The 14,469-nt window shown below is 38.3% G+C and carries 14 protein-coding genes and 3 pseudogenes; 10 read left to right on the top strand and 7 right to left on the bottom strand.

From position 1 onward, the window contains the following. Window positions 1-129 precede the first annotated feature (129 nt). Window positions 130-1,158: a fatty acid desaturase gene (locus NYE62_RS02690; protein WP_136803580.1), complete on the bottom strand. Its 1,029-nt coding sequence runs from the start codon at window positions 1,156-1,158 to the stop codon at window positions 130-132. A 721-nt stretch (window positions 1,159-1,879) separates the two neighbouring features. Between NYE62_RS02690 and cspC the strand changes: the two genes are divergently transcribed. Continuing rightward, entirely contained in the window at window positions 1,880-2,083 is a 204-nt protein-coding gene (gene cspC / locus NYE62_RS02695) for a cold shock protein CspC (RefSeq protein ID WP_003156143.1), read from the top strand. 644 nt (window positions 2,084-2,727) lie between these two features. On the opposite strand, the gene NYE62_RS02700 is transcribed toward cspC, so the two are convergent. Continuing rightward, the gene (locus NYE62_RS02700) at window positions 2,728-3,189 is read right to left on the bottom strand and encodes a CarD family transcriptional regulator (protein WP_032870361.1); all 462 of its coding nucleotides are present in this window, start codon (window positions 3,187-3,189) and stop codon (window positions 2,728-2,730) included. A 556-nt stretch (window positions 3,190-3,745) separates the two neighbouring features. Between NYE62_RS02700 and NYE62_RS02705 the strand changes: the two are divergent. After that, window positions 3,746-4,425: pseudogene (locus NYE62_RS02705) on the top strand (amino acid racemase). Between the two features lie 107 nt (window positions 4,426-4,532). Here the strand turns inward: NYE62_RS02705 and NYE62_RS02710 are convergent. The 3 genes from NYE62_RS02710 to cotR form a co-directional block, all read right to left on the bottom strand. Then, window positions 4,533-5,102, bottom strand: coding sequence for a DUF2812 domain-containing protein (locus tag NYE62_RS02710; RefSeq protein ID WP_007409565.1), 570 nt, complete (start codon window positions 5,100-5,102; stop codon window positions 4,533-4,535). Further along, a complete protein-coding gene (locus NYE62_RS02715) occupies window positions 5,089-5,406 on the bottom strand; it encodes a helix-turn-helix transcriptional regulator (RefSeq protein ID WP_007409564.1) in 318 nt (105 codons plus the stop codon). Before NYE62_RS02715 ends, NYE62_RS02710 begins: the two co-directional genes overlap by 14 nt. A gap of 355 nt (window positions 5,407-5,761) precedes the next feature. Further along, on the bottom strand, window positions 5,762-6,727 hold the full coding sequence (gene cotR / locus NYE62_RS02720) for a sporulation hydrolase CotR (RefSeq protein ID WP_064107249.1): 966 nt from the start codon (window positions 6,725-6,727) through the stop codon (window positions 5,762-5,764). Window positions 6,728-6,927: 200 nt separating this feature from the next. Between cotR and NYE62_RS02725 the strand changes: the two genes are divergently transcribed. The 5 genes from NYE62_RS02725 to NYE62_RS02745 all read left to right on the top strand — a co-directional run bounded on the left by NYE62_RS02725 (window position 6,928) and on the right by NYE62_RS02745 (window position 10,452). After that, the gene (locus NYE62_RS02725; protein ID WP_342497214.1) at window positions 6,928-7,404 is read left to right on the top strand and encodes a DinB family protein; all 477 of its coding nucleotides are present in this window, start codon (window positions 6,928-6,930) and stop codon (window positions 7,402-7,404) included. 35 nt (window positions 7,405-7,439) lie between these two features. Beyond that, window positions 7,440-7,805 carry a cupin domain-containing protein gene (locus NYE62_RS02730; protein ID WP_106080079.1) on the top strand — a complete coding sequence of 122 codons (366 nt, stop codon included), beginning with the start codon at window positions 7,440-7,442 and terminating at the stop codon, window positions 7,803-7,805. A 162-nt stretch (window positions 7,806-7,967) separates the two neighbouring features. After that, the gene (locus NYE62_RS02735; RefSeq protein WP_043021445.1) at window positions 7,968-8,153 is read left to right on the top strand and encodes a hypothetical protein; all 186 of its coding nucleotides are present in this window, start codon (window positions 7,968-7,970) and stop codon (window positions 8,151-8,153) included. 257 nt (window positions 8,154-8,410) lie between these two features. Beyond that, window positions 8,411-8,710, top strand: a complete 300-nt coding sequence (locus NYE62_RS02740) for a hypothetical protein (RefSeq protein WP_060675357.1) — start codon at window positions 8,411-8,413, stop codon at window positions 8,708-8,710. A gap of 395 nt (window positions 8,711-9,105) precedes the next feature. Next, complete coding sequence (locus NYE62_RS02745) at window positions 9,106-10,452, top strand: FAD-binding oxidoreductase (protein ID WP_060563153.1); 1,347 nt, start codon at window positions 9,106-9,108, stop codon at window positions 10,450-10,452. Between the two features lie 73 nt (window positions 10,453-10,525). On the opposite strand, the pseudogene NYE62_RS02750 reads toward NYE62_RS02745, so the two are convergent. Beyond that, window positions 10,526-10,948: pseudogene (locus NYE62_RS02750) on the bottom strand (VOC family protein). A gap of 191 nt (window positions 10,949-11,139) precedes the next feature. On the opposite strand from NYE62_RS02750, the gene NYE62_RS02755 reads away from it, so the two are divergent. Both NYE62_RS02755 and NYE62_RS02760 read left to right on the top strand, forming a co-directional pair. Continuing rightward, on the top strand, window positions 11,140-12,081 hold the full coding sequence (locus NYE62_RS02755; protein ID WP_122503742.1) for a cation diffusion facilitator family transporter: 942 nt from the start codon (window positions 11,140-11,142) through the stop codon (window positions 12,079-12,081). A 63-nt stretch (window positions 12,082-12,144) separates the two neighbouring features. After that, complete coding sequence (locus tag NYE62_RS02760) at window positions 12,145-13,182, top strand: NAD(P)/FAD-dependent oxidoreductase (RefSeq protein WP_342497215.1); 1,038 nt, start codon at window positions 12,145-12,147, stop codon at window positions 13,180-13,182. Window positions 13,183-13,628: 446 nt separating this feature from the next. On the opposite strand, the gene NYE62_RS02765 is transcribed toward NYE62_RS02760, so the two are convergent. Further along, entirely contained in the window at window positions 13,629-13,970 is a 342-nt protein-coding gene (locus tag NYE62_RS02765; protein WP_061861892.1) for a YxeA family protein, read from the bottom strand. 173 nt (window positions 13,971-14,143) lie between these two features. On the opposite strand from NYE62_RS02765, the pseudogene NYE62_RS02770 reads away from it, so the two are divergent. After that, window positions 14,144-14,385, top strand: a pseudogene (locus NYE62_RS02770) (GNAT family N-acetyltransferase); the annotation flags it as partial. Between the last annotated feature and the right edge of the window lie 84 nt (window positions 14,386-14,469).

Here is a 14,469-nt window from a genome sequence, read left to right on the forward strand (position 1 = left end):
TATTTTTTTGTTGTAAGTGCATTTGGCAATTAAAAAAGTGCTGACCTCTGCACAAAATCTTTGCGCGAGTCTGCACTTTTATTATGCAAGATACACTGCCCATTATCATCGATTATGGGAGTAGTTTATTTAATCCGTTCTTAGCCGAGCTGATACCTGGCTTTTAGAAGTTTTTTTTAAGTGGGTAAAACCAACAAATTTTTTGCCTTCTTCATCCCATAGGCGGAACTTTAACGACTTAATACTTGTTGCCAGTGTGATGGTCGGAACGTTTTGCAATGGTTCAGTGTTGTTATGCACGATTTCAAGCTTATAGTTTGGGACTCTTGGGCTTAAATGATGAACATGATGGAAACCGATATTGCCTGTTAACCATTGCATGACTTTTGGAAGCTTATAAAAAGAGCTTCCTTCAACGGCTGCTTTTACATATTCCCAATGCTCATCTTCTTCGAAATATGAATCCTCAAACGTATGCTGAATATAAAACATCCAAATTCCGAGGGATCCCGATATCATAAAAATTGGTGTCTGGACCAGCAGAAAGTTTTGCCAGCCGATAGCCCAACATAAAAGTGCTGCCAAAGCGACGATCCCCAGGTTCGTTACATATGTATTCATCCGTTCTGTGCGTTTTGCCCCTTTACGATTAAAACGATTGGTAATCCCGAAGACGTAAATCGGTCCGATAATAAACATAACAAACGGATTTCTGTACAAACGGTACATTATTTTTGTCTTAGTTGAGGCTTCCTTATATTCCTCAACAGTCAGTACCCAAATATCGCCCGTACCGCGTTTGTCCAGGTTGCTGCTTGTCGCATGATGGACAGAATGATCGTGTGCCCAATGATCAAACGGATGCAGAGTCAGAATTCCTGTTATTGTTCCAAGGATTCGATTCGCCTTTCTGTTCTTAAAAAAGGAATAGTGGCAGCAATCATGAAAGATGATGAAGGTTCTTACTAAAAAACCTGCTGCAACGACAGAAATGGCTAATGTAAGGAAATAAGAAATGGACAAGCTCTTATATGCCAAATACCATAGCAGGAAAAATGGTACCAATGTGTTAATGATTTGACATATACTTTTTTGTAAATCGGACTTTTCATAAGGTGTAACCAGTTTTCTCAAAGTCCTTAGGTTTTGTTCATTCATTTTTTAAAGATTTCCCCTTCCCTGATGTTCTTCTAAGTATCGAAAACGTTTGTCTTTGAAGTCACAGCGTCATACACCATAGATGATAAGTATCTTTCCCATCCGCCTGTGAAATTATTGGAAATGAGATACTTTTTTCCAGACTGATTAAATCTTTATTAGCAGAACCAGCCGGAATACAAAAGGTGTATGAAGATTATACCCGGCTCTTTATCGGGCCAAACTCTCTCCATGCTCCCCAATGTGAATCGGTTTATTTAGACCGTAAACTTTGATTGTTTGAGGAACAAACATGACAAGTTAATACCGTTAAAATAGAGGTATACCTGAGTGATCGTTTGGAAACATCTGCAGAAACAAAGCTATACCAGTGAACAGCCAAGAATATCTTGTACTTGAACAAGAAACAGCTGAGCTTTTTAAAGAAATCTTTAACAATCAATATGAAGTACTGGGTTTGAAGACACTCGTGATCCATTTTCACGGTGTTTTCACACCATAGTTATTAATAAGCATCTTATTTTGCACTGGTATCGACAGGTTTAACAAATAAAACATGAATGAACATATTATTAATTTGCAGTTATTTCCGTTTCGTGCTATGATAAAGGAGAATTATTTTTGTTCGTGTAAAGGATAGTATGAATATCGACTTTTCGTCTTGATGATACTTTGGGCAAGGATAGTAATACAATGTGTAACACACTAGGAGGCAACAAAAATGGAACAAGGTACAGTTAAATGGTTTAATGCAGAAAAAGGTTTTGGATTTATCGAACGTGAAAATGGAGACGATGTATTCGTACACTTTTCTGCAATCCAAAGTGACGGATTCAAATCTTTAGACGAAGGTCAAAAAGTAACGTTTGACGTTGAGCAAGGTGCTCGTGGAGCTCAAGCTGCTAACGTTCAAAAAACTGCTTAATCTTCAATCGTTTATACAAACAGGCTCTTTATATAGGGCCTGTTTTTTTATGTTCTCTGTATCATACTGAATAAAAAAACCCTACTCAACGTTCGAGTAGGGACAGTTGCTACAAGGTAAGAAAAAGGTTTAAAACCTCAAAGGATTGTTTACAGTATAACATACCGGATTGACGATATGTGGAATATATATAAATGATTTGTTTTTATGTTCTCAATATAACTGTATGTTATTCTTTGTTACATTTCGCATATCTCTTTTATGAAAAGAAGATAAACAACTGCTATTCACTGTGGGAGCAGATGTAAGAAATTCTTAAAGATAAAGAGGAGAGTGGTTGTTTTTTCTTCTGGAAATAATCACTTAGACCTAAAACAATGAAAGCCCTGCCTCTCTTCCATCCTTACGGCTCCATGTCCGTGCCAGTGTGAATCAGGATTACAAAAATCAAGTGACTATTTCATCGAGAATTCAAATGTTCGTTGAAGAAAAAAATAAAACAGATTAGATTGTAGGAATAATAAAAGAGGTTAATGTTCTAAAAGTAAGTTGAAGAAGTTAAGCGTCTTTGAAATATTTTAATCGTAATATTCCGAAAACTCGCGGGTGCTTTTTGGAATGCAAAACATTATTTAAAATTAACCTTAGCAGAAACTTTTTATTTGTTTTTCAGTGATTCCTTTAATGACTTCCAGTTCACTAATCAAAAATTCATAGGCATTATCCAACATTTTTTTTTCGCTTGAATTAAGTGCTTTTTCTTTCTTCATTCGCATTAAATCACGTACAACTTCAACGCCTTCTTGTATTTCACCCGTTTTTATTTTGTTCGTGTTTACTACATACCTTTGCTTCCATGGCAGTAACCTATCTGATTCTCCATGCTGAAAAATGTGTAAAATGTGTTTTAATGCACGTATATCAGTAACTGGCCGTATATTTGAACTCAATATTTTACGCGTTGGAATCATAACTGTCATATTACTGATTGACATTCTTATGACATAATACTGTTGTTTTTCCTCTAAGAATTGTTTTTCTTCTATGGCTTCAATTGTACCTGCTCCGTGCATTGGATAAACAATGTTATCGCCAATTTGAAACATATAATCCACCTCCATATATGGGAACTTAACTTAAGGTTACCATATATGGAGTGAGATATCAAATTTTTAATGATAACATGGTCATTTATTGGTGTCAATAACTTTTTTAAAAAAACAAGAGGGAACCTGTCGGGGTCCTAAAAAAGGAAAGATCAATTGGTCCGTGTATATCTTTGAATCTCGACTAATTAACAGAAATCAGTTTTTCGTTGAAAATGAGTTATTAAATCTCCTTTAGGAGTTCATGACTTGACATCAATGACACTTTACTAATCTATATGGGCACAATTTAATCACCGATTTTTAACCATAATTCATGAAAACATATAGAAGTGATGAAAGTGGAGGATAGAGAGTGTAATGAAAACAAGCTTTCATAACCTTAATGTATCTGCCATTCTTCTGCGTGCGGCGGAATTAGATATGATAATTCGATTAATGAAATGATAAAATAGGAGAAGACAGCCAAAAAGAAATGAGAGCAGATTCAGATGAGAAACACAAGAATAACTCATCGTGATCGTATTCGTACACATTTTTACAGAGGAGGACAATTATGATTGGAATACTGGCAGGAATGGGGCCAAAATCTACTGGGCCATTTGTAGATAAGGTAGTAGACGAGTGCCAAAAAATATATGGAGCAATACATGACATGGATTTTCCTCATATGATGATTTATTCCTGTCCGACTCCTTTCTATATGAATAAACCTCTCAATCATACGGACATGGAAAAGGCAATTATTGAGGGGGCTGTAAAGCTTGAAAAAACGGGTGTTGATTTTATTGCAATCCCATGTAATACCGCACATATCTATTTTAACCAAATAAAAAAATCGATTTCAGTCCCTTTACTAAACATGATTGATGAAACCATAAAAAAATACCTAAAGGCTCCAAAAAAGCAGCTCTTTTAGCCACTGTTCCTACGGTTCAATCTGGAATATTTCAAGAAGCGTTAAACAGAGAAGGTTATGATTTTTTACATCAAGATAGTTGGCAAATCTATGTCGATCACATAATAGAAAAGATTAAACAAGGTCAAATCAATGAGGCTCGTACATTATATGATGAATTACACCGTGACTTAGCAGAAAAGGTTGATACGGTTATCATTGCATGTACGGATTTAAATATGGTCACGGATCAAAAAAGCAGCGAACTTACCTTTGTTGATTCATCAGCTTGTCTCGCTCAAGCCATTGTAAATAAGTATGTATTATTAACAAAATAAGCCGTCTGATTTATCAGCAAATTCAGGGCGCTTTTTTTCCGTTAAAGCGCCCGGATTCGGCAAATACATGATCCTCGATTACTTCTTTGAATGTAACTTCCCCCGCGTTATTGTTCTTTTAACATTGAATACTTTCGATACGCTTTATAGAAACTGCAGCCAAATAGAACAGCCATAAGGGCGGGAAGCGACCTCAAAAGGGCAAATGGAGTTTCAAATAAAAATGCTTTCCAAAACATTGCGCTTTCCATACTCCACAGACCTTCAGTTAAATACAAACCTGAATCCTTGTAAATCAAATAAGAATAAAACAAGCACAGTAACCCAAAACAAGATGAAAAACTCATTAGTCTTTTATAATAATTACTCTTTGATTGGCGATCCGAGAAGATTTCATTTTGATCATCATCTTCTTTTTGCCAATATCGAGTTCCGCTAAGCCATGGGCTGTTTATATAACTCCAGCCGAAGTCTTCATAGATCTCTTTGTAGTCTTTGAACTTTTTCTTTGATAAATAATCTTGATAATCCAGTCGCATTACATATTTTTTGTCGGTTTTTTCGAAAGTGTATATTCCTAATCCGCTGATATTTGTACAGTGATAGCCTTTTTGTAGGTGCTCGTTCAGCCATTGCTCCTCTTTTTCAATATCAAAAAACATCTTACATTTCTTCATTCGATTCACTTCCTTCGTGCAGGGATAAAATATGAAGTAATCTGTTTTGTTCCATTTTCAAAATGGCGCTTCCTTCCGCAGTTATCATATAAACTTTTCTCCGGCCCGATTCTCCGACAGGTTCAATCCAGCCATGCTTATTCAAGTTTTCAATCGCGCCGTATAATGTGCCGGCTGCTAAAATAACAGTTCCGTTACTCATCTTTTCGATCTTCTGCATGGCAGCATAGCCATGAAGCGGCTCCCGCAGAGCTAATAAAATATAATGCATGGTTTCAGACAGCGGTAATAATTTATGTTTCATATCCTCATCCTCTATTCAGTCTGACTATATAGTTAAACTTAATACAGTTCAACTGAATAGTCAATGGTCTTTTCAAAATTTGTCAAAGGAACTTGAAAATCAAATCTAAAAAGTCGCTTTTCTTACGTAATGGAAGCGACTTCTGAGTAGTCCTATTCAATTAAATGGCCCGATTGTTGGTTGTAATGCTTAACTTCAGTGTTTGAAATGCCGGGCGGTAATAAGATTTCACTTTATCGAATGCCCAGCGTATAAATACCCCGTAAAGGTCCAAATCCTCTCAGCCGCATTAAAAATACCAAGGGTTTTGAGTCCCTTGGTATTTTTTGTTCATTGTTTTAAGATGTGAATTTCCTTAGTGGCTGTCGTTCCAGTTTTTCTCTATAAATGTATTCACAGGCTGTAAGTTGGTTTTGTTCGCAATTTCAATGACAGCGGGAACCACGGAAGGGTCTGTTTTGGAGAAGTTAGGAATCCGCGGATCTAACCGGAAAAAGCGATCTCCCAGCAGATTCGCACTGACCATGGATTCATAGTAGCCATTTCCGCCGGAGATCATCTGAAGAAATGGCAGTAATGGTTCATTAGGCGACCTGTCCAAAAGGACTCCCCAATTTGGAGGAAGGTTCTTCAGATTTTCGGGACGTATGTTATCCGCACTTACCATTCCCCACCCCCTCGTATCTCTTCTTAACCGAGTCGGGGCTTCGCCTGTACCGATGGATAGCGCCGCAATTTGATCCAATGGCACGTTGGCTTTACCAACCGCAAACGCGATACTGGCCGTACTGGGGTTCGTTGCCACTACATATCCGTCCACGTAGTTTTGATAGGCGCGCTGCGTTGCGGGAGCACCGCTGCTCCGCAGTATGACATCACTCACTTTCTCATTTAAATAGGGAGAGCCGGGAAAGTTGTGAAATAATACGGGCGTCCAACGATCCAGTGCCGGGGAGTATAATTTGAATGAAGGGACAACAATTCGTTTTCTTAGATCTTTAAGGCGAAGGCCTGGCGGGAAAAAGTTTCGTACCGCTTTAATAAAACCGGAATATGGCAATTGTTGATTGAAAACAGGTCCTCCCGGCCGGGAAGTGCTGAATGCGGGCAGGATTTCATCCTCAAAATACTGAAGTGTTTCCTTCGGAGATCTTCCGCTTGCTAATGCAAGGGCAGTAAATGAACCGATTGAATTTCCCGCAAATACATGGGTTCGGCTTATTAATGCTGGATTTTCTTCAGCTAGTCTGTTCAATAGTTGTAAACTTAAAGCACCTAAGGTACCGCCCCCGTCAAAGGTCATGATCCGATACTTTGCCAAAGCTGATTTCTCCTTTCTAATGAAAACTATCATTTAGTATATGTTCAACCAGAGTCTATTGTATGGATGAATGAATATCTCCTTATCTTAAAAATGGTTTGATTATCAATCCAGCGAGTTGGGAAAGAATATGTTTTTTATTTGAAGAGGTTTTTTCCGGGAAGAAGGAGAATTATTTAAAAATAAAAGGGGGAAAACACTTGAATACAATTGACCTTATTGTTTTACATTTTGAAGAAGTAAGACGGCGAAGCATCAAGTTATGGGCAGCTATACCTGAGGAAAAAATGGACTGGCGCCCGGATTCCGAAGCAATGTCGTGTAAGGAAATGATAAGACATGTATTAGAAGCGGAATTTCTTTATCATCACATTTTACTAAAACAAATGAATGAGTCTTCAGAGGAATCTAAAAATCCGTATGAATCAAAAACGTTTACCACAGTAATCGAAGAATTAGAATTTGCAAAACCGTATCGGGCCGAGTTTTTGACATTCATCAAATCGTTAAACGAAACAGATTTAACAAATATAAAGATTGACAGGTCTGATGTTGGATATATTCGCGAACTAGGAGACATGTTATTAAGAATCGCTTACCATGAGTCAGTACATACCGGTCAGCTTTTAGACTATCTCAGAACTGCTGAAGTGGACAGGCCTTTAATTTGGGACTAGTTAAATATTTGAGTTTTACAAGGAAAGCGGAAAGAATGGAATATAGACCGATTAATTTTCAAGAGAAATTAGCTGCGTTCCAAGATCAATGGTCTCCAAAAGTAATCGCTGAAATGAATGATTATCAATTTAAACTTGTTAAGGTACAAGGGGATTTTGTTTGGCATAAGCATGACGAAACAGATGAAGTCTTCATTGTCATTAAGGGTAATTTAATCATTGAATTTCGTGATGGAGAAGTAACATTAAATGAAGGTGAAATGTTTGTCATTCCGAAAAATGTTGAACATAAACCTTATGCAGAATCAGAGTGTAACATTTTGCTTGTAGAACCTAAAGGTGTTGTGAATACCGGGCAGGAAATAACTGATCAAACAGCTGAAAATGATGTCTGGGTCTAGCCTGTAACAAAAAAATGATCAAAAATCCGAAAGATCGAAGACGATTAGAGAAAATGATCAGGAAAACCAATTAAGAATGATTTAAGGTAAATTATTGAAAAATTTTGTTAATATTATAATACATTGTTTTGAAATGTAATCATTTTATAAGGAGTTTTCTAATTGCGTTGGAGTAAATGGTTCAATATTTTTTGTATAGCAGCATTGGGGTCAATATATGGCTATAAATTATTTACTAACCAAGAAGTCAGTACGACTCGTTTAATCATAGCTGCTGCAATTATCTTGTGGAACGTTGTCGGACTTTTTAGCAAAGAACCAGTAAAACAAACACAGCAAGCAAACTAAAAGCCAAAAAACACTTTCCAATCGTTCAATAAAAAGTTGTACAGAAGGATGCTGCAGCGTGCAGCATCCTTTTTCGTAGTCTCCCTTTTTACGCTGCTTATCATAAACATTTAAGTTTCATCAAGCATCCAGAATCTGTTGTATCGATAAATGAAAATTGCCCTAAAATGTGCCGGTTCATCATAATACCAGTCCAAGCTGCAGTTATTTCTTTACATAGTATGTAAAGATTAAAAGATGAGAGAAGGAGTGGCGTAATGTATTATAACGAAGGTGAAGATCAACAGTACGTTCAGAAGAAAAAGCCATACAACGAAGCCTGTGACCTTGGCCATGATTTTGATATGGCGGAAGACGAAGCAAGAGCAGAAGCAGCAAGAGAAGCAGAAGCGAGAGCCAGAGCGGAAGAGGCGATAGCAAGAGCGGAAGAAGCAAGAGCCAGAGCAGCAGAAGCAAAGGTAGAAGCGGCAAAATTAGCAGCCAAAGCGAAATGTAAAAAACGTCATAAGAAAGAGAAAAAACATGATTGCAAACGTAAGCACAAGAAGAAAAAATAAGATCTTTTCATAACGTAAAAGATAAGATTTTTGACTGAGAAAATCAATACAGGGATGCAAAAACGATAAAGAATAAGATTCTTGTCGGGGGATCAAGCAGAAAGATTGCTCAGCCGGTGTCTCAGCAGAACCACGCATGGCAGGGCAAACATAATTTTCTATGGACTTCCATAGTTTGGTCGGGATATCACGCCAATAAATGTAAGTGCCTATCATGATAAAAAAGGCAGGAGAGACAAGAGTTTCGGCAGCTTGCCGCTCTTGTCTTTTTTTGTTTTTATCTCATCTTCGCGTATATGTATCTATTTTTAAGTTTGCAGAACATCTGTCTAAGAATTTGTCCCATTCCTACATATACTGGTATCGGAATCAAATGCTTATTGGGAGTGAAATAGATGGGATCAGCACAGTTAACAGGACGCGTCATCTTCAAAGGGGACCCCGGCTATACACAGGCGGTTAAGAATTGGAACCCTTATGTTGATGTCTGTCCGCTTGTCTTTGTTTTTGCACAAAATTCATACGATGTAAGTAATGCTATTAAATGGGCTCGTGAGAAGAATGTGCCTATGCGTGTCAGAAGCGGCCGCCATGCTCTGGATAAAAATCTTTCCACGGTAAGTGATGGGATTGTTATTGATGTGAGTGACATGAATAAAGTTTTCTTAGATGAAAAAAACGCGGTAGCAACCGTTCAAACCGGCATTCACGTCGGCCCGCTTGTAAAAGGTTTAGCTCGGGAAGGTTTTATGGCCCCGTTCGGAGACAGTCCAACCGTCGGAATCGGAGGAATCACGATGGGAGGCGGATTTGGAGTGCTTTCACGATCGATCGGCCTGATAAGCGATAACCTTCTCGCACTGAAAATGGTAGATGCCAAAGGCAGGATTATTCAAGCAAATCAATCCCGCAATGAAGATTTACTGTGGGCTTCCAGAGGCGGCGGGGGAGGCAATTTCGGATATAACACCCAATATACGTTCAAAGTTCACCGTGCCCCTAAAACCGCAACCGTCTTTAATATTATTTGGCCGTGGGAACAGTTAGAAACGGTATTTAAAGCGTGGCAAAAATGGGCGCCGTTTACAGACGAACGATTAGGATGCTACCTTGAGATTTACAGCAAAGTAAATGGCTTGTGCCATGCGGAAGGATTGTTCCTCGGTTCAAAACCAGAGCTGATTCAATTATTAAAACCTTTATTAAATGCCGGAACGCCGGCACAAACAGTAATCAAAACATTATACTACCCGGATTGTATAGATTTCTTAGATCCTGACGAACCGATTCCCGGCAGATCTGATCAGAGTGTTAAATTCTCCTCGGCGTGGGCGCTCAATCTTTGGCCGGAAGAACCTATTGCAGTAATGAGACAATTTTTAGAAAAAGCGACTGGGACAGAAACCAATTTCTTTTTTATCAATTGGGGCGGCGCGATAAGCAGAGTACCAAGCAGTGAAACAGCCTTCTATTGGCGCCGTCCGTTGTTTTATACGGAATGGACGGCTAGTTGGAAAAATAAATCACAAGAAGCTTCGAATCTTGCATCAGTTGAAAGAGTGCGTCAGCTGATGAAACCATATGTAACAGGTTCATATGTGAATGTTCCGGATCAAAATATCGAGAACTTCGGAAAAGCATATTATGGCTCAAACTTTGCAAGGCTTCAAAGAATAAAGGCGAAATACGATCCCGAAAATGTATTCCGTTTTCCGCAAAGCATCCCGCCATCGTATAAATAGTTTGATCGTTTTGGGAAACAAATAAAAAACACACCAGAACTTTCAGGTGTGTTTTTATTGTTGCTAAATTTGGTTATTCAATTGCATCCCAGTGCGGATTCCAAACGATTTCCCATAAGTGTCCATCGGGGTCTTGGAAGTGACCGGAGTATCCGCCCCAAAAAGTATCATGAGCGGGATCAGTTATCGTTGCTCCTGCCTGTTTTGCCTGTTCCATGACTTTATCGGCTTCAGCTTTACTGCTGACATTATGTCCTCATGTAAATTCTGCAGGGCTTGGCGCATTTAACGTAACGTTTGTTTCATGTGCGATGTCTTTGCGGTTCCAAATGGCAAGTTTCAGTCCTGTTTGCAAGTCAAAAAAGGCAACTGCGCCATGTTCAAATTCTGTACCGGCTATTCCCTCTGTAGGCAGATCCAAGCCATCTCGATAGAAGTGAAGCGATTTTTCTAAATTGTCTGCGCCTAAAGTAATTACTGTAATCCGCGGCTTCATAGCAATTATTGATCAAGAGCAATATAAAGTATTGGACATTTTCATTGAAAAGATTTTGACATTTCAGTAAAGAACCTATATATTCATATATGATCATATAATCATATAAGGTTATTTTTTGTCCATGTTAGAATGCTTCATAACAGAAAAGAAATAATAAATGCAGTGTATGAGATAAGGAGGAGATTTTTATGGGTCACAATCACAATCACGCTGGCGGATCCAATAAGAAGGTTTTATTGATCTCTTTTATCATGATTACAGGTTATATGATAATAGAAGCGATAGGCGGTTTTTTAACCAATAGTTTAGCGCTTTTGTCAGATGCAGGTCATATGCTGAGTGACTCGATCTCATTAATGGTTGCTCTGATTGCTTTTAAATTGGCCGAAAAAAAGGCAAGTCATCATAAGACATTCGGCTACAAACGATTTGAGATTCTCGCAGCTGTGATAAACGGTGTTGCATTAATATTGATTTCCCTTTACATCATTTATGAAGCAATCAAACGTTTCTCTCATCCGCCGGAGGTAGCAACAACCGGCATGCTGACGATTAGTATCATCGGGTTAGCTGTAAATATATTGGCCGCTTGGATTATGCTGAACGGCGGAGATACAAAGAATAACCTGAACATAAGAGGGGCTTACTTACATGTGATAAGTGACATGCTCGGATCTGTAGGTGCCATACTGGCTGCGATCCTAATCATCTTTTTCGGGTGGAGCTGGGCAGATCCAGTGGCCAGTGTCATTGTAGCTATTCTTGTTCTGAGAAGCGGTTATCATGTGACGAAAGACTCCATTCACGTATTAATGGAAGGAACTCCGGAAAATATCGATGTCACTGACATCATTCATACAATTGAAGAGACAGAAGGAATTCAAAGCATTCATGATTTGCACATATGGTCTATCACAAGCGGATTGAATGCTCTTTCCTGCCACGCAGTTGTTAACGATCAACTGACCATTTCTGAAAGTGAAAGTATTTTACGCAAAATGGAACATGAACTTGCTGATAAAGGCATTACACATGTAACCATTCAAATGGAAACAGCAGCGCATAATCACGACAATACGATTCTTTGTCAGGCCCAATCTGAGAATCCGCGTGACCATCATCATCATTAAAGGAGGAAATAGGGACTCACTTTGTCTGCTGACAATTAAGATAAAACCGGAGGGGGGATTCATATGTACGACACGATAGTAATCGGAGCCGGTCAGGCAGGAATCTCAGTAGGATATTATCTAAAGAAGTCGAAACAAAAGTTTATCATTTTGGATAAAAGTCATGAAGTGGGAGAAAGCTGGAACAACCGGTATGACTCATTGGTTTTATTTACTTCTCGAATGTACAGCTCTTTGCCTGGAATGCAGCTTGAAGGAGACAAGCATGGACTCCCTTCAAAAAATGAAATTGCTGCTTATCTGAAAAAATACGTTGAAAGATTTGAAATCCCGATCCAATTACGGACAGAAGTAATAAGTGTCCAAAAATTAAACAACTATTTCTTAATAAAAACAAACCGGGAAGAATATCAAACGAAGAATCTTGTGATGGCCGCAGGTCCTTTTCATACCCCTAATATTCCATCAATATCAAGGGATGTAGCCGATCATATTCATCAATTACATTCTTCACAATATAAACATTCAAAACAACTGGCGCCTGGGAATGTACTGGTAGTCGGCGGCGGGAATAGCGGGGCTCAGATAGCTGTTGAATTATCCAAAGAAAGAGTTACATATTTGGCTTGCAGTAATAAACCGGTTTATTTCCCTTTATGGATTGGAAAAAGAAGTATCTTTTGGTGGTTTGATAAATTAGGAGTTTTACATGCAAGTCATACATCCATATTAGGCAAGTTCATTCAGAAGAAAGGCGACCCCATATTTGGGTATGAATTAAAACATGCAATAAGACAGAAGAAGATCATCTTAAAACAAAGAGTCATAGCCGGAAAGCAAAATGAAATCATTTTTAAAGATTCATCTTCATTAGAAGTAAACAATATCATTTGGGCAACTGGTTTTAAGAATCCGCTTTGTTGGATGAAAATAGAAGGTGTTTTGGATAAGGAAGGCCGAATTATACATCACCGGGGTGTTTCAGCTGCGGAAGGATTGTATTTTATTGGTTTGCCTTGGCAGCATAGGCGAGGTTCGGCGCTGCTTCAAGGTGTAGGAAATGATGCTGAATACATTGTAAAACAAATGAACGGTGGATAGACTGAGGAGAGCAGTAACTTACGGGTTTCCTGCTCTTTTTTGTGTTGAATAAGTCCATCAGTGCAACTATTTTAGTCCGCGCATATTCAGTTTGAACTAAATGGATTCACATGGAGCGCGTGCTTCACTCCTCGTTCAGACTCTCTAATTTAATTCTTTCAAGTAAAAGTCGAAATAGCTCAAATAACAAGAAGTTAAAAAACTGCAAACCCCGCCGTATACGTATCCGCCCACTATAGAGTTCATTAATTACTTGGGACCATAGAAGAATTGTCAATGTCACTTCCGATAGTTGTAACCAGCCAAAAAAAGAAAATGGGGAGGGTGTGCTTAATTTGCACAATCTTTTATGTAGAAGTGGCCCAAGGAGCCATCCTGCATTTTGCATTCGAATGAACCTGTCGTAAAAAATTGAGAGCAGACTTAAATATCTGCTCAACTCGCTGTTATTTCTCAATGTTGAATCGGTCTTTGATCTTTTCAGGCAGTTTCTCGGCCTTAATAGCTTCAGGTTCTCCGGTATAACCCTCATAGCTCCTCGGAACGCGTACAATGTCACCTTCTTGATAAGGCTTTTCAACAAAGAAAGAAACCATCTTTTTCTTACCTTTCTCGTTATACCCTTCTAAATTGTAAACGTAGTTGCTATTATTTTTGTTTTTTTCCGCTTTTCCGTGAATTTGTACGTAATAATCGCTTTCCAGCACGGCGCCTTGATCAGCGCAGCCTCCTAATATGAAAACCGATAGGCAGCCTAATATAATAATGAAAATGCTCATATTTTTCATTCTTCATCACTCCTTTTATATTTCTTATTCTAGTGAACACTGCATATCGAATAAATGCGGATACCTTACACTCACCTTACTTTTTTGTAAGAATTCCTGATATAAAAGATAATGATTCAGTTGCAGAATAACAAATAATGGGTAAATGCAATCTCGTTTGGAAGGAGACTGATATGATCATTAAAATGACTCCATTTAATATGAAAGAATTCAATAAACCAAACAACCATTTGCTGTTTCAGGGAGAATTGCACCTGCATTTGAAAACAATGTGTGGAATATACCGAGGAACGATTTGCTGAACCTTATGTTAAGAAAAATGAAGATGATGATGTCAGTTACGTTGAAGAAGAGGGGAAAGCGGTCTTTTTTTTATTATGCTGAAAACAACTGCGCCGGCCGGATTAAGATACGTTGCAAATGTAATAGCGATTTTTTGTCTGACCATTTTAATTGATTGGCAGTCAGTGAACATGAATTTGTAATAAATTTATCCTTG

This window comes from Bacillus sp. FSL K6-2861 (assembly GCF_038630725.1).
GTDB lineage: Bacteria > Bacillota > Bacilli > Bacillales > Bacillaceae > Bacillus > Bacillus velezensis.